The organism is Aquaspirillum serpens DSM 68, assembly GCF_000420525.1.
Classification (GTDB): domain Bacteria; phylum Pseudomonadota; class Gammaproteobacteria; order Burkholderiales; family Aquaspirillaceae; genus Aquaspirillum; species Aquaspirillum serpens.
Genome location: NZ_ATVC01000019.1, coordinates 17,256 through 37,598 on the forward strand (window position 1 = coordinate 17,256; position 20,343 = coordinate 37,598).

The 20,343-nt window shown below is 50.6% G+C and carries 19 protein-coding genes, 1 rRNA gene and 1 pseudogene; 9 read left to right on the plus strand and 12 right to left on the minus strand.

Annotation, left to right across the window (positions count from 1 at the left end):
- Window positions 1-69: 69 nt before the first annotated feature.
- Window positions 70-411 carry an iron-sulfur cluster insertion protein ErpA gene (gene erpA / locus G465_RS0105450; protein WP_022653466.1) on the minus strand — a complete coding sequence of 114 codons (342 nt, stop codon included), beginning with the start codon at window positions 409-411 and terminating at the stop codon, window positions 70-72.
- An 80-nt stretch (window positions 412-491) separates the two neighbouring features.
- A complete protein-coding gene (argC, locus tag G465_RS0105455) occupies window positions 492-1,520 on the minus strand; it encodes an N-acetyl-gamma-glutamyl-phosphate reductase (protein WP_022653467.1) in 1,029 nt (342 codons plus the stop codon).
- A 106-nt stretch (window positions 1,521-1,626) separates the two neighbouring features.
- On the opposite strand from argC, the gene G465_RS13650 reads away from it, so the two are divergent.
- Window positions 1,627-2,103, plus strand: a complete 477-nt coding sequence (locus G465_RS13650; protein ID WP_022653468.1) for a HugZ family pyridoxamine 5'-phosphate oxidase — start codon at window positions 1,627-1,629, stop codon at window positions 2,101-2,103.
- Here G465_RS13650 and G465_RS0105465 read toward each other — a convergent pair.
- From G465_RS0105465 to ald, 9 genes and pseudogenes are all read right to left on the minus strand, one after another.
- The gene (locus G465_RS0105465; protein ID WP_022653470.1) at window positions 2,095-3,399 is read right to left on the minus strand and encodes an NAD(P)/FAD-dependent oxidoreductase; all 1,305 of its coding nucleotides are present in this window, start codon (window positions 3,397-3,399) and stop codon (window positions 2,095-2,097) included. The genes G465_RS13650 and G465_RS0105465 overlap by 9 nt on opposite strands.
- A gap of 58 nt (window positions 3,400-3,457) precedes the next feature.
- On the minus strand, window positions 3,458-4,282 hold the full coding sequence (locus G465_RS0105470; RefSeq protein ID WP_155846496.1) for an ABC transporter permease subunit: 825 nt from the start codon (window positions 4,280-4,282) through the stop codon (window positions 3,458-3,460).
- Window positions 4,283-4,291: 9 nt separating this feature from the next.
- Window positions 4,292-5,194, minus strand: coding sequence for an ABC transporter permease subunit (locus G465_RS13655; protein ID WP_022653472.1), 903 nt, complete (start codon window positions 5,192-5,194; stop codon window positions 4,292-4,294).
- Entirely contained in the window at window positions 5,191-6,318 is a 1,128-nt protein-coding gene (locus G465_RS0105480) for an ABC transporter ATP-binding protein (protein WP_022653473.1), read from the minus strand. Before G465_RS0105480 ends, G465_RS13655 begins: the two co-directional genes overlap by 4 nt.
- Window positions 6,319-6,413: 95 nt before the next feature.
- Entirely contained in the window at window positions 6,414-7,526 is a 1,113-nt protein-coding gene (locus G465_RS0105485) for a polyamine ABC transporter substrate-binding protein (protein ID WP_022653474.1), read from the minus strand.
- A 79-nt stretch (window positions 7,527-7,605) separates the two neighbouring features.
- A complete protein-coding gene (locus G465_RS0105490; protein WP_022653475.1) occupies window positions 7,606-8,973 on the minus strand; it encodes an aspartate aminotransferase family protein in 1,368 nt (455 codons plus the stop codon).
- A gap of 56 nt (window positions 8,974-9,029) precedes the next feature.
- Complete coding sequence (locus tag G465_RS0105495; protein WP_022653476.1) at window positions 9,030-10,358, minus strand: glutamine synthetase family protein; 1,329 nt, start codon at window positions 10,356-10,358, stop codon at window positions 9,030-9,032.
- A 9-nt stretch (window positions 10,359-10,367) separates the two neighbouring features.
- Window positions 10,368-11,138, minus strand: coding sequence for a gamma-glutamyl-gamma-aminobutyrate hydrolase family protein (locus G465_RS0105500; protein ID WP_040399195.1), 771 nt, complete (start codon window positions 11,136-11,138; stop codon window positions 10,368-10,370).
- A 50-nt stretch (window positions 11,139-11,188) separates the two neighbouring features.
- Window positions 11,189-12,280: pseudogene (gene ald / locus G465_RS13660) on the minus strand (alanine dehydrogenase); the annotation flags it as partial.
- A gap of 320 nt (window positions 12,281-12,600) precedes the next feature.
- Here ald and G465_RS13665 point away from each other — a divergent pair.
- From G465_RS13665 to G465_RS0105540, 7 genes are all read left to right on the plus strand, one after another.
- On the plus strand, window positions 12,601-13,098 hold the full coding sequence (locus tag G465_RS13665) for a cupin domain-containing protein (RefSeq protein WP_245556755.1): 498 nt from the start codon (window positions 12,601-12,603) through the stop codon (window positions 13,096-13,098).
- 75 nt (window positions 13,099-13,173) lie between these two features.
- Complete coding sequence (locus G465_RS0105515) at window positions 13,174-14,655, plus strand: aldehyde dehydrogenase (protein ID WP_022653480.1); 1,482 nt, start codon at window positions 13,174-13,176, stop codon at window positions 14,653-14,655.
- Between the two features lie 84 nt (window positions 14,656-14,739).
- Window positions 14,740-15,213, plus strand: a complete 474-nt coding sequence (locus G465_RS0105520; protein ID WP_022653481.1) for an SRPBCC family protein — start codon at window positions 14,740-14,742, stop codon at window positions 15,211-15,213.
- Between the two features lie 11 nt (window positions 15,214-15,224).
- Entirely contained in the window at window positions 15,225-15,644 is a 420-nt protein-coding gene (locus G465_RS0105525; protein WP_022653482.1) for an OsmC family protein, read from the plus strand.
- Window positions 15,645-15,675: 31 nt separating this feature from the next.
- A complete protein-coding gene (locus G465_RS13670) occupies window positions 15,676-16,239 on the plus strand; it encodes a DUF2946 family protein (protein ID WP_052165401.1) in 564 nt (187 codons plus the stop codon).
- Between the two features lie 134 nt (window positions 16,240-16,373).
- Window positions 16,374-17,243, plus strand: a complete 870-nt coding sequence (locus G465_RS0105535; RefSeq protein WP_022653484.1) for a hypothetical protein — start codon at window positions 16,374-16,376, stop codon at window positions 17,241-17,243.
- 123 nt (window positions 17,244-17,366) lie between these two features.
- Window positions 17,367-18,077, plus strand: a complete 711-nt coding sequence (locus tag G465_RS0105540) for a pirin family protein (protein WP_022653485.1) — start codon at window positions 17,367-17,369, stop codon at window positions 18,075-18,077.
- A gap of 39 nt (window positions 18,078-18,116) precedes the next feature.
- Here G465_RS0105540 and ettA read toward each other — a convergent pair whose 3' ends face one another.
- Window positions 18,117-19,787: an energy-dependent translational throttle protein EttA gene (gene ettA, locus G465_RS0105545; protein WP_022653486.1), complete on the minus strand. Its 1,671-nt coding sequence runs from the start codon at window positions 19,785-19,787 to the stop codon at window positions 18,117-18,119.
- 368 nt (window positions 19,788-20,155) lie between these two features.
- Here ettA and G465_RS0105550 point away from each other — a divergent pair.
- Window positions 20,156-20,343: ribosomal RNA gene (locus G465_RS0105550) — 16S ribosomal RNA — on the plus strand; the annotation flags it as partial.

The window sequence follows — 20,343 nt, forward strand, 5'->3', positions numbered from 1 at the left end:
GACAAATAGCAAAAAGCCCAAGCAGTGTGCTGCTTGGGCTTGACCGGCGGCAGCCTTAATCAGTGGGGCTTAAACCGAGAAAGAAGAACCGCAACCACAGGTAGACACGGCGTTCGGGTTTTTAATCACAAATTGTGAACCCTCAAGGCTTTCCTGATAGTCGATTTCTGCGCCAATGAGGTATTGATAGCTCATGGGGTCAATTAACAAAGTCACCCCTTCTTTTTCAACTAGGCTATCGTCTTCATTCGCAATTTCATCGAAGGTAAAACCATACTGGAACCCAGAGCAACCGCCACCTGTGACGAAAACGCGCAGTTTCAGGTCGGGATTGCCTTCTTCAGCAATCAATTCTTTGACTTTGTTACATGCGCTGTCGGTAAACACCAGTGGCATGGCAGGGGCATTCATAGATCAATCTCCTTAAAAACGGGCTCTTTGGATTATGGCGGCCACCTGTTGCAAAATCAATCATGCCACCAGTGGGGTTTTTAAGGCAGCAAGGGGACGTGGTCGATCCCTGTTTGTTCAGCGAAGCCAAATAATAGGTTCATATTTTGTACCGCTTGTCCCGCCGCGCCTTTAACCAAGTTGTCGATAACCGACAAAATCACCACCGTGTCGCCACCTTGTGGACGATGCACCGAGATACGGCAGGTATTGGCACCACGGACAGAACGGGTTTCTGGATGGCTGCCGGCTGGCATCACATCGACAAAATGTTCATTGGCATAGCGGTTTTCATACAAGGCTTGTAAATCGACCTCTTTGGTTAACCGCGCATACAACGTGGCATGGATACCGCGAATCATTGGGGTCAGGTGTGGCACAAAGGTTAAGCCCACTGGTGTACCTGCGATTGCAGCCAACCCTTGTTTAATTTCTGGCAAATGGCGATGACCTGCTACGCCATAGGCTTTGAAGGTGTCACCGGCTTCGGCAAATAAAGCACCCACTTCGGCTTTCCGGCCAGCACCAGAGACACCCGATTTACAGTCAGCAATCAGGCTGGTGCGGTCAATGGCATCGGCTTCTAACAGCGGTAGGAAACCCAACTGAACGGCAGTTGGATAACAACCGGGGTTGCCGACCACGCGGGTTTGTTGAATGGCTGCCCGATTGACTTCGGGTAAACCATAAACTGACTCTGCCAACACATCTTGGCAGCTATGTTCCATTTTGTACCACTGTTGGAATTTACCGGCATCACGCAGGCGGAAATCTGCCGCCAAGTCGATCAACTTGACCCCTGCGGCTAACAAACGAGGTGCCTCTGCCATGGCCACACCATGCGGCGTGGCGAAAAACACCACATCACATTGTTCTAGTTTGGCTTCATCAGGTGTCGAGAAAGCAAGATTCACCCGCCCACGCAAGCTAGGAAACATCTCTGCCACTGGCATCCCAGCCTCTTTGCGCGAGGTAATCGCGGTCAGTTCCACTTCAGGATGGGTTGCCAATAAACGAAGCAGCTCTACGCCGGTATAGCCTGTACCACCTACAATCCCTACTTTAATCATGTTGAGATCCTTGCTTTAAATATCAGCCAAACAGAAAGGCGATAATACTAGCTTTTGCTGCATAAGATTGCGATGCTATTTCTGTTGCAATTTAAGGAAAATCATCATGTCGAGTCATGAAAGTGCGATGCAAGCGGCGCGAACACTGGTTGCCAACCATCATCATGCCAGTTTGGCCACACTCTCTCAGAAATGGGAAGGACATCCGTTTGCCAGTTCTGTGGCGTATGTGGCCGATCTGCAAGGTCGTCCGGTGATGTTGTTAAGTGGCTTGGCTGAACATTGCCAAAACTTACGTGCAGATCCGCGTGCAAGCGTGTTAATCAGTGAACAAAAATCTGAACACTCTGCCGAGCAAGTCGCCCGTTTAACGTTGATGGGGCGGATGTCTCCTGTCAATTTGACTGAAGCTGAGCAGCAGCATTTTTTACATGCTTTGCCGCACATGGCAGATTATTTGCAGTTGGGTGATTTTGGTTTTTGGCGGCTAGAGGTGGAGAAAATTCGTTTGATTGCCGGATTTGCTGCTGCGCGTTGGTTGTCCGGTTCGGAATATCTGCGTGCCGAGAGGGTCTTAGAGTAGATCTCGCAGTCGGTACCACAGCATCGCAAGGACTAAAGCTGGGGTACGGAAGCGCGGGCCGCCGGGAAAGGGACGATGTTTTAAGCGGCTAAACACATCGAAGCGACTGGCTTGGCCACTGATGGCTTCTGCCATCAATAGACCGGCCAGTCCTGTTAAAGCAACACCATGCCCTGAGAAACCCTGTGCATAAAACACATGCGGTAACAAGCGGCCAAAATCAGGGGCGCGGTTCATGGTGATATCAACAAAACCACCCCAACCAAACTCAACTTTACTCGCCGCCAGCTTTGGGAAAACTTTTAACATATCTTGTCGCATCGATTGTTTCAGGTTGAGCGGCGACATACCGGAATAACTGACCCGACCCCCAAATAACAAACGCCAATCATGCGATAGACGGAAATAGTCCAAGACGAAATTGGTGTCGCACACTGCGCTATTTTGCGGTAGCAAACTGCGTGCAAGCGACTCACCCAAGGGTTCCGTCGCAATAATATAGGTACCCACCGGCATAATGCGCCGGTCGAGTGCTGGCGCCAGCTCGCCGAGGTAGGTATTGCCTGCTAACACCACATAGTTAGCTTGGACTTGGCCTTGTGGTGTGTTTAATACAGCTGGGGGCCCTGCTTTAATTGCTTGCACCGGACTGTGTTCGTAAATCTGTACACCGCTATGGCTGGCCGCTTGTGCCAGACCGAGGGCATAGCGCAAAGGGTGGAGATGGCCGCTGTTGGGATCGTATAAGCCGCCGATGTAGCGTGATGAGCGCAGATAGGGGTCTAGCTCATAGCGCCCTTCGAGGATATTAAAGTCATGGTAGTCGTAGTGATCGGCGGCCTGTTGTTGCCACTGTCGCAGGGCATCCATCTGGCGCATTTTCAGTGCGGCATGAACATAACCCCACTGTAGGTGACAGTCGATGTGATAGGCCTCCACACGTTCTTTCACCAGTTCCACCGCCTCCAAGCTCATCTGCCACACGCGGCGTGCTTGTTCACGACCCAGTTGTTGTGCAATGGTTTCCATACCACAAGCGACATCATTCAACACTTGGCCGCCATTACGCCCAGAAGCCCCCCACCCGACTCGAGCCCCTTCCAAAATCACCACCGAAAACCCGCGCTTAGCTAATTCAAGGGCAGCACTCAGCCCAGTATATCCGGCACCGATCACACAGACATCGGCTTGGACTGAGTTTTGTAGCGTGGGATAGTGCGGCGTGGGGCCGGAACTGGTGGCATACCATGAGGCGGTGTGCTCTTGGTGAGCGAACAAGCGGGGCGTATTGTGCATAAACCTACCTGAGAAAGACCACAGGGAGGCTTTCGCCTCCCTTGTTAGCGTCAGCGCCTTAGGCGGCGAGTAACCGCCGTTTTTTCTCGGCGCGTGCCATGACACGATTGGCGACAATCACCAATGTCCCAACCACTAACACGGTGATGGTTGCCAAGGCGTTGATTTCGGGGTTTAAGCCGAGTCGTACCCGCGAGAAAATCAACTGTGGCAAGGTGGTCGAGCCGGGGCCAGACAAGAAGGCGGTAATCACCAAATCATCTAACGACAGAGTAAACGCCAATAGAAAGCCCGATGCTAATGCTGGCGCAATCAAAGGCAGCGTGATGACGAAAAACACCTTCATCGGACGCGCCCCCAAGTCCATCGCCGCTTCTTCAACCGAGCGATCCATTTCCACCAACCGTGAGCGAATCACCACCGTGACATACGCCATACACAAGGTGACATGGCCGACCCAGATGGTGAGGACACCGCGTTCTTCCGGAAAGCCAAACCACTGCTGCATTTGTACAAACAGCAATAACATCGACAAACCGGTAATCACTTCAGGCATCACCATCGGTGCTGTAATCATGCCAGCAAACAGGCTTTTACCGCGAAAACGGCCGAAACGTGCTAATACCATACCCGCAATCGTGCCTAGTGCCACAGCCATGACACTAGATAGCAACGCCACTTTGAGGCTCAAACCCAGTGCTGACATCACGGCTTCATCGCGGAACAACTCGCCATACCAGTGGGTGGAAAAACCACCCCAAACGGTGACCAGTTTGGAGGCGTTGAACGAGTAGATCATCAAAATCACAATCGGCGCATACAGAAAAAAGAAACCGATGCCGAGAGAGGTTTTGCCGAACCAAGATATTTTTTGACTCATGATGATTGGTTCCTAGTGACGTGCGGCGGCTTGTGCCAACATCCGTTCTTCACGGCGATGGAGGAAGACAATCGGCAACACCAACAATGCCAACATGATGGTTGTAACAGCCGCTGCCATTGGCCAGTTATTGTTGTCGAAGAACTCCATCCACAACACTTTACCGATCATCAAGGCTTCGGGTGTGCCCACTAATTCGGGAATCACAAACTCACCCACCGCAGGGATAAACACCAACATCGAGCCAGCAATAATGCCGTTCTTGGACAGAGGTAAGGTGACTTTCAAAAAGGCTTCCCACGGTTTACAACCTAGGTCTGACGCAGCTTCGAGTAAACGCCCATCCAATTTCACCAAGTTGGCATACAACGGCAAAATCATAAATGGTAGATAGGTGTAAACCATCACGATTTGCACCGAGAAAGCCGTGTGCATCAACTGTAACGGTTCTTGGATAAAACCAAAGTTGAGAAGCAATTGGTTAATCAAACCTTCATTGTTCAACAACCCCATCCACGCATACACCCGTACCAAAAAAGAGGTCCAAAATGGCAACATCACCAACATCAGCAAGGTGTTGCGGCGCGATTCCTCAGCTCGGGCAATGGCATACGCCATCGGGTAGCCCAATAACAAGCAGAGTACCGTGGTGGTGATGGCAACCTTGAGCGAGCTTAGATAGGCGTCGGCATACAGGCTATCTTCGGCAATAAAGGTAAAATTACCGATATTGAGCGAGATATTGATCAGATTATCGGCAAACTCTACAAGAGGCCGATACGGTGGACTGGCGATTTCCACCTCTGAAAAACTGATCTGTAGCACGAATAAAAACGGCACGAGGAAAAATAGCAGCAGCCAACCATAAGGAATGGCAGTGAGCAGCGTTTGGCCCGAGGGAAAGAAGCGTTTCATTGTGTGAGCACCACCCCATCGTTATCACCCCAACTGATAAAGACAGGCTCTTCCCAAGTTGGAGCAGGTTCATCGCGCCATTGTGTGGCGGGCACACTGGCTTTGATAATTTTGCCGCTGGCTAATTTGATGTGGTAAATCGAAAAACCACCCAGATAGGCAATATCGTGTACGACACCGCTGGCTTGATTACGGACTTCTGTGGGTTGTTCACGAGATAGATAAACGCGTTCTGGGCGTAAGGAATACCAAAGCTGCATCCCCAGTGCGCCGGTAATGCCGTGGGCAACGAAAATCGGGGTGGGAAGATCGGGGCTGGCAATCTCGACGAAATCAGGTTCATCAACCGCTAAATGACCTTCAAAGATATTGGTTTCACCAATAAACTCAGCGGTGAAGCGACAATTTGGATACTCGTAGATTTCGTTTGGCGTGGCGACTTGTAAGAGTTGGCCTTCGCTCATGATCGCAATGCGGCCTGCCATCGTCATCGCTTCTTCTTGATCGTGGGTCACCATGATGCAGGTGACCCCGACTTGCTCAATCAGATTGACCAGCTCAAGTTGGGTTTGTTGCCGCAGTTTTTTATCCAACGCCCCTAACGGTTCATCCAACAATAACAGTTTGGGACGCTTGGCTAAGGAACGTGCTAACGCCACCCGCTGTTGTTGGCCACCAGAGAGCTGATAGGGTTTGCGACCCGCGTATTTTTTCATCTGCACCAAATCGAGCATTTTTTCGACTCGGGCATCAATCTCAGCCTTCGGTAATCGATCTTGTTTCAAACCAAAGGCAATGTTTTGTGCGACAGTCATGTGAGGAAACAGCGCATAGCTTTGGAACATCATATTGATTGGACGTTCATAAGGCGGCAGCTGTGTAATATCTTGACCATCAAGAATAATACGACCCGATGTTGGGGTTTCCATCCCTGCCAACATCCGTAATAGTGTGGATTTCCCCGAGCCTGAACTACCGAGCAGGGCAAAAATATCGTTTTTATTGATTGTCAGATTGACGTGGTCAACCACGGTGTTATCACCAAATTTTTTGACCACATCGACAATTTGCAGGTAAGGCTGGCCCGATTTGGCCGCGTTGGCTGCGCTCACAGAAGATTCCATCAGCATCACAATCCACAGGGGTACGGGCGTCTGCCCGTACCAAGTTCATAGACAAAAAACGAGCTGCTGTTGACTAGGCCAGCACAGCTCAGCACTTATTTACGAGTTTTGATTTCCGTCCATAAGCGGGTCTGAAGGCGTTGGATTTTGGAATCCAAAGGCAGCTGCACAAAGCTGGCTTTTTGTACTTCAGGGCTCAGGTAGATCGAGGGGTTTTTGCGGTCGGCTTCACTCACCAGCGCTTGTGCCGGTTTGTTTGGTACAGCGTAATGAACGGTGTTGGCCGCATCAGCATGGACTTTAGGCCGCAAAATGTAGTTGATGAACAGGTGGGCGTTCTCGACGTTTTTCGCGTCTTTTGGAATCACCATGCTATCCATCCACAACATCACACCGGTTTTCGGTGCCAAGACCTGCAGTTCAATTTTGCGTTTGGCTTCGGCAGCGCGGGTACGGGCGATGTTTAAGTCACCTCCATAGCCCAAGGACACACACAGCGAACCATTTGCAAATTCGTTGATATAGCCAGACGAGCTAAAGCGAGTGATGTTAGGCCGAACTTTTTTATACAAGTCAGCTGCCGCACGCCAATCGGCTTCGTCGGTGGTGTTGGGGTTTTTACCCAGATAATGCAGGGCGATCGGCAAGGCTTCGGCAGGGCTGTCTAATACCGAAATACCGCAGGACTTCAGTTTGCTGCTGTATTTTTCGTTAAACAGTAAGTCCCATTCATTGGCTGGCATCGGTTCGTTGCCTAATGCGGCTTTTACCTTGGCAACATTGATACCCAGTGTGTTGATACCGTAGAAATAAGGCACAGCAAACTTATTGCCGGCATCAAACTTGTCCATCTGTTGCATGATGGCAGGGTCGAGGTTGCCGTAGTTGCTGATTTTGCTCTTGTCTAAAGGTTGATAGACACCGGCTTGGATTTGTTTGGCCAAAAAGGCATTGGTGGGCACCACAATATCGTAGCCAGAACGACCGGTCAGGATTTTTGCCTGCAACACCTCGTTAGAGTCGTACACATCATAGCGCACCTTGATGCCTGTCTCTTTTTCGAAGTCTTTGATCGTATTGGGCCCGATGTAATCCGACCAGTTATAGATATTCAATTCAATCAACACCTTGCTTTCAGCCTGTGCCATCGGCGTGGCAAACGCGGCAATCACAGCTAAGGCAACCAGTTTTCCGGTAAAGACGCGCATCGGTACAACTCCTCTATTAAGCCGCCGGCCATCCCAATGATGGCCGGTCAGCACCGGCAAGGTGCCGGGGCGGGGGATTTTACAACCGCCCTAACTCACGGGCGAATTCATCAATACACTTTTTCGCCAAAGAAACAAATTCTTCGGCCTCGCTGCGGGTCATCACCAGCGGCGGGGCTGAAATCATACTGTCTCCGGTGGCGCGCATGACTAAATTATTGCGGAAACAAATATCACGGCAACGTAATGCTAACTCACCGCCATTGGCAAAGCGCTTGCGTGTGCTCTTGTCTTCAACCAGTGTCAAAGCAAAAAAGAAGCCAAGCGTCCGTACATCATCTACCAATGGATGGTGATCGAAGGCGTCATGCCACAGTTGATGCGCATATGGCACAACATCGCTATTCATACGCTCGATAATATTTTCTCGTTGCAGAATGCGAATGTTTTCCGCTGCGACCGCTGCGGCGACGGGATGGCCAGAGTAGGTAAAGCCGTGGTTGAAATCACCTTGCTTTAATACTTTTGCCACCTCGTCATGCACCAACACGCCACCAATCGGCAAATAGCCAGAGGACAAGCCTTTAGCAATCGTCATCAGGTGAGGTTTGATGCCGTAATATTGCGAACCAAACCAGTGGCCGGTACGCCCGAATCCACAAATTACTTCATCAGCAATCAATAAAATACCGTATTGATCACAAATGCGCTGGATTTCTGGCCAATAGGTGGTCGGTGGGATGATGATGCCGCCGGCACCTTGCACCGGTTCACCGATAAACGCCGCCACATTTTCCACGCCCAGTTCAAGAATTTTCTTCTCTAATTCCCGCGCTGCTTTCAGGCCATATTCTTCTGGCGAGAGGTCGCCACCGTTGGCATACCAATACGGTTGTTCAATGTGTACGATCCCCGGAATCGGCAAATCGCCTTGCTGGTGCATATAATCCATGCCGCCGAGCGACGCACCACCGATGGTAGAGCCGTGATAGCCATTGATACGAGAAATGATGGTTTTTTTGTTTGGCTGTCCAAGGCTGGCCCAGTAATGGCGCACCATACGAATGACGGTGTCGTTGCCTTCGGAACCCGAGTTGGTATAGAAAACGTGGTTAAATCCCTCGGGGGCGACTTCGGATAACAGCTGTGACAGCTCGACCACTGGTGGGTGGGTGGTTTTAAAGAAAGTGTTGTAGAACGGTAGTTCCTGCATTTGGCGATAGGCGGCGTCTGCTAATTCTTTGCGGCCATAACCGACGTTGACGCACCACAGCCCCGACATCCCATCAAACAGCTTATTGCCTTCCGAATCCCACAGATAGACCCCTTCACCTTTCACAATCACGCGGCTACCGTGGCGATTGAGGCCATCCATATCCGAGAAGGGGTGTAAGTGGTGGGCGGCATCCATAGCTTGCCATTCGCGGGTGGTGTGTGTTGTGCTCATAATTTTGATTCCTTACGAAATATCATTGCAGTGGTTGGCGGTGTCGTGGCACCGGCTTAAACATGCAGCAATAAATGACGACGTTCCCACGGGCTAATTACCCGTGCATATTCGATGTATTCTTCCTCTTTCACCGCGCAGAAGGCGTTGACAAAACGCTCGCCCAAGACGTCGGCCATCGGTTTGCAACCACGCAACACGGGGATGGCATCATCCAAACCGCGTGGGAAGGCAAACGGGAAGCCATAGGCATCGCCTTCTAACGGGGCCGAGGGTTGTTGTTTTTCCATAATCCCTAGCCAAGCGGCGGCGAGGGTAACGGCAATGGCGAGGTAAGGGTTGCAGTCCACCCCAGGCAGGCGGTTTTCAATGCGGCGGGCGGCTGGGCTGGAATGGGGGACGCGGATGCCGCAGGTGCGGTTGTCATAGCCCCATTGCACATTGATCGGTGCGGCGGTGTAACGCACCAGCCGGCGATAGCTGTTCACAAACGGCGCAAAGAAAGCGATCACTTCAGGGAAGTATTTTTGCATACCACCGATGGCATGCAGAAACACCTCACTTGGGCTGCCATCAGCATTAGAAAAGACATTTTGGCCAGTTTGTTTATCGACCACGCTCATGTGCAAGTGCATGGCAGAGCCGGGTTCGTTTTCCATCGGCTTGGCCATAAACGTGGCATACATATTGTGACGAATCGCTGCCTCACGCACCGTGCGCTTGAACAAGAACACTTGGTCGGCCAACTCAAGCGGATTGCCATGCAGGAAGTTAATTTCCATCTGGCAGGCACCGACTTCATGAATCAGGGTGTCAATAGCAAGGTTTTGCGCTTCGCAATAGTCGTAAATGTCTTCGAATAAGGGATCGAATTCATTGACGGCATCAATCGAATAGGCAGCGCGGCCGGTTTCAGGACGACCGGTGCGGCCAATTGGCGGTTGCAACGGGACATCGGGATCGCGGTTGACATCGACAATGTAAAATTCCATCTCAGGCGCAATAATTGGCTCCCAACCGCGTTCCTCATACAACTTTAAGACACGGCGCAACACATAGCGTGGCGATAAATCAACCGGCGTGCCGTCGAACTTATAACAATCGTGAATCACCTGTGCCACGGGGTCTTTTGCCCACGGTACCAGCCGAATGGTGTTCGGGTCGGGGATCAGCACCATATCTGGGTCGGTGGCGGGGGTGATGTTTTGGGCATATTCACCTGTTACGGTTTGCACCAACACCACTTCTGGCAGGCGCATCCCTTCGTCTTCGCTAAACTTTTCCCGTGGCACAATTTTGCCACGGGCGATACCGGTGAAATCAGGGATGACACATTCGACTTCGGTAATGCGATTCTCTCGCAGCCATTCACTTAATACTGTCATGGTGTCTCCTTAAGAGTGTCGGCTTTGTTGCCGCTGTTGACAGGCGCGGGCAAAGGCGCTGAACAGGGTTTGTGATAAACGGTTGTCTTGATATTGCCATTCGGGATGCCATTGCACCGCCATGGCAAAGTTTTTGGCATCGCGGACGCGGAAGGCTTCAATCAGGCCATCGGGGGCGCGTGCTTCAGCGACTAAACTGGGTGCCAATAATTCGCGTACACCTTGGCCATGTAGAGAATTCACCTCTGCTTCATCTGCGCCATACCAAGCGCCCAAAATACTGTCGCTTTCAAAGCGAATGCTGTGAGCAAAGCCATATTGCTGCGCTTTGTCCTCGCCTTGTTCGCGGTGGTCGAGCATATTCGGTTGCTCATGCACTTTCTGATACAGCGTGCCACCCAAAGCGACGTTCATTTCTTGAAAGCCACGGCAAATCCCGAGAATGGGCACACCAGCGGCAATAGCGGCGCGCAGCAAAGGCAAGGTCGTGGCATCACGGGCGCTGTCGTTAAAGTCATTGGCGACGGGCTCGGCACCATAGTGATGGGGTTCGATATTGGATGGGCTGCCGGTAAAGAGAATGCCGTCGGCGAGTTCTAAAATTGCCTCAAGCTCGTTGTCTTCTCCTAGCGCAGGTAACAACAACGGTTGGGCGCCGACGCCTCCGCGTACAGCTTGGATGTATTTCTCTCCCACAAGGTGAAAGAACTGGCTTTCCTTGAGCCACCACCGGCAACATGGGATCACCACCCGAGGTAAGCGAGAAGAGGATTTTGACATTGCAATGGACTCACAAAAAAATGGCGTCCGTTAGGGACGCCGGATCAACATTAAGCAAGCACCGTTTCTGCCGGCACATGGGGATAACCATGGGCTTGTGCGACTGCGTGGTAATTCACTTTCCCCAAGCACACATTCAGCCCAGCACGCAGGTGGGCATCATGTTGTAATGCGCCTTTCCAACCCTGATTGGCTAAGGCCAACACAAACGGCAACGTGGCATGAGACAAGGCTTGGGTCGAGGTGCGTGCAACGGCCCCCGGCATATTGGCGACGCAGTAATGCACCACGTTATCAACCACAAAGGTGGGGTTTTGGTGGGTGGTGGGATGCGAGGTTTCAAAGCAACCGCCTTGATCGATAGCAACATCCACCAACACCGAGCCCGCTTTCATCAATTTCAGCATCGGACGGGTAAGCAGCTTCGGTGCGGCACTGCCGGGAATCAGCACGGCACCAATCACCAAGTCAGCGCGGACTAATTCATCTTCGATGGCATCTTGGGTTGCATAACGTGTTGCGAGATGTGGGCCAAATAACTGATCGAGTTCGCGCAAACGTGGCAGTGACATGTCTAACAACGTCACACGTGCGCCTAGGCCCATTGCCATCTTTGCCGCATTAACCCCGACTACGCCGCCACCCAAAACTAATACGCGTGCTGGCATCACACCGGGTACACCAGACAGCAATACGCCTGCACCGCCTTGGCTAAGTTCTAAACAATGGGCACCGGCTTGAATCGCCATCCGGCCAGCAATTTCCGACATCGGTGCCAATAACGGCAGGCCACCGCGCTGATCAGTCACTGTTTCGTAAGCAAGGGCGACACAGCCCGAATCGACCAACGCCTGCGTCAAATCAGGGTTTGGTGCTAAATGCAGATAGGTAAATAAAATCTGTCCACGCCGTAAGCGAGCACATTCCTCTGGTTGGGGTTCTTTCACTTTGACAATCAACTCTGCTTCAGCAAACACTGCCGCCGCATCTTCAGCAATGCGCGCACCGGCGGCAATGTAGTGGCTGTCGGCAAAACCAATGGCTGCACCCGCATGACGCTCGACTACTACGTCATGACCTTGTTTCACTAACTCTTTAACTGCTGCTGGGGTGAGGCCAACGCGGTATTCGTGGTTTTTGACCTCTTTGGGAGTTTTTGACCTCTTTGGGAATACCGATAAGCATGATGCATCTCCTTAGACAACCAGTGAGTAAAATTCAGTCTAGCCACGTTAAAAATAATTGACAAGAGCTAACAAAGAATTTTTACTGACATGGTAGATCTTAACGTGGTATGCGCCAAAATGATGCTGCATGGCAACAAAAAAGCGCACTGTGACAAAGATATAGCCGGTTAATAAGAGAAATAGATGGCAAAGCGGTGTGACGCCTTGCTGAAAAAGCGGATAACAGGCGTCAATTATTATCGACATTTGGAGTGAAGACCCCAATGGACATCGGAATGCGCCTCAAAATGGTGCGAGAGCGTTATGGCTTGTCGCAACGAGAATTGGCGAAAAAGGCAGGTGTGACCAATTCCACCATTTCCCTGATTGAACAAAATCGGGTCAGTCCATCGGTAAGTTCCCTTAAAAAACTATTAGAGGGAATCCCGATGACCTTAGGTGAGTTCTTCACCTTTGATGAGCCGGTGCAAGCCTTACCACGCTATATCTATCGTCCGCACCAACAACCCGATTTGGGTCAAAATGGGCTGCGTTTGTTGTTGCTTGGGGTGGGCATTGCCGACCGACAAATGCGAATGTTGCGTGAGCTGTATGCTCCCGGTGCTGATACGGGTCCCGAGTCTATTCGGCATGATGAGGGTGAAGAATGTGGTTTTGTGGTGCGTGGCACCATTGAATTAACCATTGATGGTCAGGTACATGTGTTACACAGTGGTGATGGCTATTACTTCCCCAGTACCCTGCCCCATCGTTTTCGTAATATAGGTATATAGGTGCGGATGAGGCCGAGATTATCAGCGCCAATACCCCCGCTAATTTCTAAGTTTCTTTTTGAGGAGTGCTGTTTGATGTCTTCCTTGTCTCATGCCGATTGGCAACAACGCGCCAGTGCTATTGTCCCCGAGTCGCGTGCTTTTATTGATGGTGAATATATTACGACCACAGCGTCTTTTGTGACGGTGAATCCCGCTACGCGTCAACCCTTGGCGACAGTCTCCGCGTGTGGTCAAGATGAAGTGAATGTCGCTGTCAAAGCGGCACGGAGGGCTTTTGAGCAAGGCGTGTGGGCAGGGCTGGCGCCGGCAGAGCGCAAGGCGCGGTTATTGGCGTTTGCCGAGGCAATTCGTGCTGATGCTGAACATTTAGCCTTACTGGAATGTTTAGATACAGGTAAACCCATTTCTGATGCTTTGGCTGTTGATGTGGCAGGTACTGCCTATGCGGTGCAATGGTTTGCTGAGGCGATTGATAAAGTTGGTGGCGAACTGGCGCCGCTGGCACCGAATTTACATGGCACTGTGAGTCGTGAGCCGGTGGGGGTGGTGGCAGCGATTGTGCCGTGGAATTTCCCGTTATTGATGGCCAGTTGGAAATTTGCTCCGGCGTTGGCAGCCGGTAATTCAGTGTTATTAAAACCTTCGGAAAAATCACCACTGACCGCCATTCGTTTGGGGGCTTTGGCACAACAAGCAGGCATTCCTGCTGGTGTATTTAATGTATTGCCGGGGGCCGGTGATGTCGGGCAACAACTTGCTGAACACATGGATATTGATTGTGTGGCTTTCACGGGTTCGACAGCGGTGGGCAAAAAAATCATGGCCTATGCTGCACAATCGAATCTCAAGCGGGCGTGGCTAGAATTGGGCGGTAAGTCGCCGAACATTGTGTTTGCCGATTGCCCCGATTTGAAAGCGGCGGCGCGTGCGGCAGCAGGTGGGATTTTCTTTAACCAAGGCGAGATGTGTTCGGCAGGCTCGCGTGTGTTGGTGCAGCGAGAGGTGTTTGAGGCTTTCCAAGCTGAATTTGCAGCGGCGGCGGCACGTTATCAACCAGCCGACCCCTTACATCCGAAAACACGGATGGGGGCGATTGTCGATGACATCCAATATCAGCGCGTGTTGCGTTATATCGAAATTGGTAAGCAACAAGACCGTTTGTTGTTTGGCGGCGAGGCAGTTGATACTGAAACAGGGTACTTTATTGCGCCAACAGCGTTTTATTGCCAACCAGACAGCGTATTAGCACAGGAAGAAGTGTTCGGCCCAGTGTGTGCGGTGATCCCTTTTGATAACGAAGATCATGCAGTCGAAATTGCCAACGATACAGAATATGGTTTAGCGGCGGCGTTGTGGACGCGTGATGTCAGCCGTGCCCACCGCCTCAGTCGTCGTTTGCGTGCGGGTACGGTATGGATCAATTGTTATGATGAAGGTGGTGACCAGAATCTCCCCTTCGGTGGTTATAAACAATCGGGTAATGGCCGTGATAAATCGCTACATGCCTTGGAAAAATACACAGAATTGAAATCGACGTTGTTAAAACTGTACTAATCGGCCAGTACATGGCGCACAGGCTCGCGGTATGATGGCCATCCTCTAACGAGCCCTGTGTGCCCACTAGCTGAGAGTGTTTGCATGTATTTTGAACATATTGTGGTTGTTAACGATCCAAATCATCCTGTCCCGCCGTTGTCTCGTGCCCAATTGTGGCGAGGCCTACGGCGCCGCGCGTATTCGCCCCTTGAGTTTATTGAAGCTGCCGACGATTGCACGATTGTAGAACAAGGCGAAAATTGGCTGCTGCGAGAGATTCACTTTGGCCAAATGTCGGTACGTGATCGTATTGAATTTCTGCCACAACAGGCTGTCCACTACCACACCGAGGCGAATGAGCAACATGCTGGTGGCAAAGTGTCGATGGTGATTGAAGAGCCTCAAGCTGGTGTGATGTGTGTCCGTTTTGTCTATCAGACCCCTCTCCCTGAACAATCTCCCGAGGAAAAGCACTATGCCTCGTATGTCAAAAAAGCCTATCAGCAAATGGACATTGAGAGCATTCGAATCATCCGCGAGCTGGCCGAGCAAGGCGAATTGAACGAGCCCCATTAAAAGAGAGTGATATGAAAACAACGTTGAAATGGATTGATGGTGTGTGTTTTATGGCAGAAACCGGCAGCGGTCATGCCGTAGTGATGGACGGTGCGCCTGAAGGCGGGGGGCGTAATCTGGGCCCGCGACCGATGGAGCTATTGTTGGCCGGCACTGCGGGTTGTACCAGCTATGATGTAATCAGTATTTTGAAAAAATCACGGCAAGATGTGCGTGATGTCAAAGTTGAAGTGGAGGCCGAGCGTGCCGAGACCGATCCTAAAGTGTTTACACGGATTCATTTGCACTTCGTCGTTGTGGGGCGAGATTTAAAACCCGAGGTGGTTGAACGGGCGATTCGTCTGTCAGCTGAAAAATACTGTTCTGCTTCGATTATGTTGGGTAAAACAGCAGAAATTACCCACGATTTTGAAGTATTACAGGCTGATTGAGCCATAGACAGCGAGGTGAGCCGTGGATGAGATGGTGTTGGCGGCGTTGGCAAAATGGCCGAATGTGCCCGATGTATATGGTTGGCTAAAACTGGATGGACGTGGGGATTGGTTGATATTAGACAGCCGCGTGAGCCATGCCGGGTTAAGTGAGTTTATGCACCGAAACGTGGGTGTGGATGAGCGTGGCGCCTGCTTTGTACAAAATGGGCCGCAGCGGGTGTTTTATCAGTATGCGACTGCACCATGTGTCGTCAGCTGGCAAGCGGCAACATGGCAAGCCCGCCCTCAGTTTGACTTGTCATGTGGCATAGACCATGCGTGGTGGGTCGATGAAGGGGCGCTCTATCTTGGCTTTGGACAGACTTTAGCCGCCGTCGATGATCGTGATTTGCCTCTGTTGTTGGGTTGTCTTTACCATGCAGATGGGCGGCCCCTCGATGACTGGCCACAGGCTGGCGCACAATTCATTGTTGCGAATCAACATGTGCCGCTTGAGGTGATTTCTCGTACCGATTTACTGCATCGCTATCAGCTCTGTATCAACCCAGATGCACAACAAAGCACCGACTGTGTGTTAGGTCAAAGTCGGTGAGCCAGAAAATTTTGTGCAAGGGAAGCGCTGGCAGTATGCTTGTATCGTTTTATTTGCAGCGATAGTCTGCGAGTCAATGGCGTGTTAGCACGACAGCGACGGCTGCAACGTTACATCCACATGGGAAATTCGAGATGAATAAAAAGCACAAAAAACGGTTGGAGCAACTCACCGATATCCTTGCAAAAGAACAGCCAATGGTATCAGGGGCAGTCGAGGCGTTTTATCCTTATGATCTAGTGTTGCTACTACAGCACCACCCACAAATCCGTGCCTTGGTGGCCGAGATTGCAGCCTCTGCGGTAATAACCGTTCCATCCGAAGCATTGCCGCTTGTTGCACCCGTGGCATCGAATCTGGTTGTTTTAAGCGAGTTGGAACAGATACAACAGCGCCTACAAGAGGCTGAAACCGATAAACAACGAGCACAAGAAGAACTGCGCCAACTGCGTGAACAGTGGGAAGCCTTAGAGCCTGAACATGAACGCTATCGTTGTGATTTAGAATGGGCGCAAAGCGAACTGCAAAAAGTACAACAGCGCAATAGTGAGCTGGTTGTGCAGACCCAAAATGCCGTGGTTTTACCAGAAGCCGTGATGCAGCTGGTCAAGCTGTTGCAAGCCCAGCCGAGTTTGGCCCATGCTTGGTTGAAAGAATTGCCGACTGCTGAAGGAGAATTGGCCGTCAAAGTCATCGCAGCAGTGGCCGTGTGGCGAGGCATTGAAGCCCTGTGGGATTGTTTAGCGCATATCAGCAAACAACAGAAACTGCCGGTTATTCAACAGCAACAACAGCTGTTAGATGCCGCTCTTGCCTTACATCAAACCCTGACCGGTGACACCGCTTCTGCGCTTGTATCTGCTGAACTTGATGCACGTTACGATGCCGCACAATATGAACGTTGTTGTGGTCGTAGTGGACAAACCATTGCCCAACAATGTTTGCCCGGGTTGCGTAACAGTGACGGCAAATTGGTGCGGAAGTCGCTGGTAAAAACCGCCTAAGTTCAATTTCTCTGAATAAGATCAGCAACTCTTTTCGCTAACATTTTCGCGATTCACTCTTTATATTTCCTCGATCAACAGCGGTTAACTTTAACCGCTGTTCACTTTTTTTGAGGAAATATCATGCTCACCTTACGCCCTGCTCAAGAACGTGGCCATGCTGAATTTGGCTGGTTATCTGCCCGCCACAGTTTTTCGTTTGGTCACTATTTCGACCCTCGTTTTACGGGTTTTTCTGATTTATTGGTCATCAATGACGACCGAATCGCTCCCGGTGGTGGCTTTCCGATGCATGGTCATCGCGATATGGAAATCATCACTTGGGTGTTAGAGGGTGAGCTAGAACACCAAGACAGTATGGGGCATCGTGCACGGATTGTGCCGGGGGAAGTGCAATATATGCGGGCCGGTAGCGGGGTGCGTCACAGTGAATACAATGCTTCAGCACAACACAGTTTGCGGTTACTGCAAATTTGGATTCAACCACAAACGCTGGGTTTGTCACCGACTTACCAACAGATTGCTTTTTCTGCTGAGGAATTACACAACCGTTTACATTGTATTGCTGCACCACATCCTGCACCCCGTCACGTCACCTTAGCGCAAGATGCTTATCTCTATGCCGGTCGTTTCGAGGCCGGTGCTGCTTGGCAACATACTTTCGTGGCGGGTCGCTGTGCCTATCTACAGTTGGCGCGGGGTGAATTGTTAGTGAATGGGATCGCGATGCAGGAAGGTGATGGGCTATTTATCGAACAAGAAACCCGACTCGATTTGTTGGCTGAACATACGGCTGAAGTATTGTTATTCGACCTGCGGCATGTACCACAATAATAAAAAACCCGCTGCGTGGGGCAGCGGGTTGGCCAGCGTTTAACGACTGATTGGCTTATAGCGAATCCGTTTTGGTTTTGCGCCGCCTTCTTCACCCAAACGTTTTTTCTTGTCTGCTTCGTATTCTTGATAGTTACCATCAAAGAACACCCATTGGCTCTCGCCTTCGCACGCTAAGATATGGGTCGCGATACGGTCGAGGAACCAACGGTCGTGAGAAATCACCAACACCGAGCCAGCAAACTCTAGTAAGGCATCTTCTAAAGCACGCAGCGTTTCAACGTCTAAATCGTTGGAGGGCTCGTCAAGCAGCAACACATTGCCGCCTTTCAGCAAAGTTTTCGCCAGATGCAAGCGGCCACGTTCACCGCCTGACAAATTGCCAACGATTTTTTGCTGATCGCCGCCTTTGAAGTTAAAACGACCCAGATAGGCGCGGCTCGACATTTCAAACTTACCGACTGTAATCAAATCCAAACCGCCCGACACCTCTTCAAAAACGGTTTTATTTGATTCCAAATTGGCACGACTTTGATCAACAAATGCCATTTGTACCGTTTGGCCAATTTTGACACTGCCACTATCCGGCTGTTCTTGACCGCTTAACATACGGAATAAAGTCGATTTACCGGCACCGTTAGGGCCGATGATGCCAACAATCGCCCCTGCTGGGACTTTGAAACTCAGGTTATCGATCAATAAACGATCACCAAAGCCTTTGCTAACATTCTCAAACTCGATCACTTCATTGCCTAAACGCTCGGCAACAGGGATGAAAATTTCTTGGGTTTCATTCCGTTTTTGGTGTTCGAAGCTGGATAATTCCTCGAAGCGGGCAATCCGTGCCTTGGATTTTGCCTGACGCCCTTTGGGGTTTTGCCGCACCCATTCCAGCTCTTGTTTCATCGCCTTCATACGGGCGGCTTCAGATTTGCTCTCTTGTGCCAAGCGAGCTTCTTTCTGTTCAAGCCAGCTCGAATAGTTGCCTTTCCACGGAATCCCGTGGCCACGATCCAGTTCTAAAATCCACTCTGCCGCATTATCTAAGAAGTAACGATCGTGGGTTACGGCAACCACAGTGCCGGGGAAACGCACCAAAAATTGCTCTAACCATTCAACCGATTCAGCATCTAAATGGTTGGTCGGTTCATCTAATAGCAACATGTCTGGTTTGGACAAGAGCAATTTGCATAACGCCACGCGGCGCTTTTCACCCCCAGAAAGATGGCCGATTTTGGCATCCCATGCAGGCAAACGCAGGGCATCGGCTGCAATTTCTAGTTGCAGGCTGGTGTTATCTCCGGCACCGGTGGCAATAATGGCTTCTAATTTAGCCTGTTCTTCTGCCAGTGCATCAAAGTCGGCATCCGGTTCAGCGTAGGCGGCATACACTTCATCTAAGCGTTTTTGTGCTGCCATGACATCACCCATGCCCGATTCAACTTCTTCACGGACCGTTTTTTCTGCATCTAATTCTGGTTCTTGTGGCAGATAACCAATTTTGACCCCAGCAAGATGTTGCACCTCGCCTTCATATTCCTTTTCCACACCGGCCATGATTTTTAACACGGTCGATTTACCCGAACCGTTCAGACCGAGTAAACCAATCTTGGCACCGGGGAAGAAAGAAAGAGAAATGTCTTTAATGATTTGCCGTTTTGGAGGGACAACTTTGCTCACGCGGAGCATGGACATGACATATTGCGCCATCGCTGTGTTGCTTTCTTAAGTGATTAAACCCCGCAAACAGTATAACAGCCGCCCATCTCAGGCAATGTTTACCCATATAGTGATATTTTTTGTTCAAACAGTAAAAAAGAAAAATTTTTTATAACAATGATTTATCTAAATTCCTAAACTTTTTGAGTTTGTAGGTGTTGACGAGTATGTGAGAGGTGGGTATAGTTCGCTTCCTCGCTGCAACACAGCAGCGGCAGACAGCTTTCAAGTTTAAGTTGTTTGAATTGATCTTTAACAGAATACAACCGATAGGTGTAAGCGCTTGGACATCAAGCGCTTGCACAAAGAAAAAACGCAAGAATGAAGTTTGGGAACCAAAAAAAGTTTAAACAGAGATTGAACTGAAGAGTTTGATCCTGGCTCAGATTGAACGCTGGCGGCATGCTTTACACATGCAAGTCGAACGGTAACAGGGGCTTCGGTCCGCTGACGAGTGGCGAACGGGTGAGTAATGCGTCGGAACGTGCCGAGTAATGGGGGATAACGCATCGAAAGGTGTGCTAATACCGCATACGCTCTGAGGAGG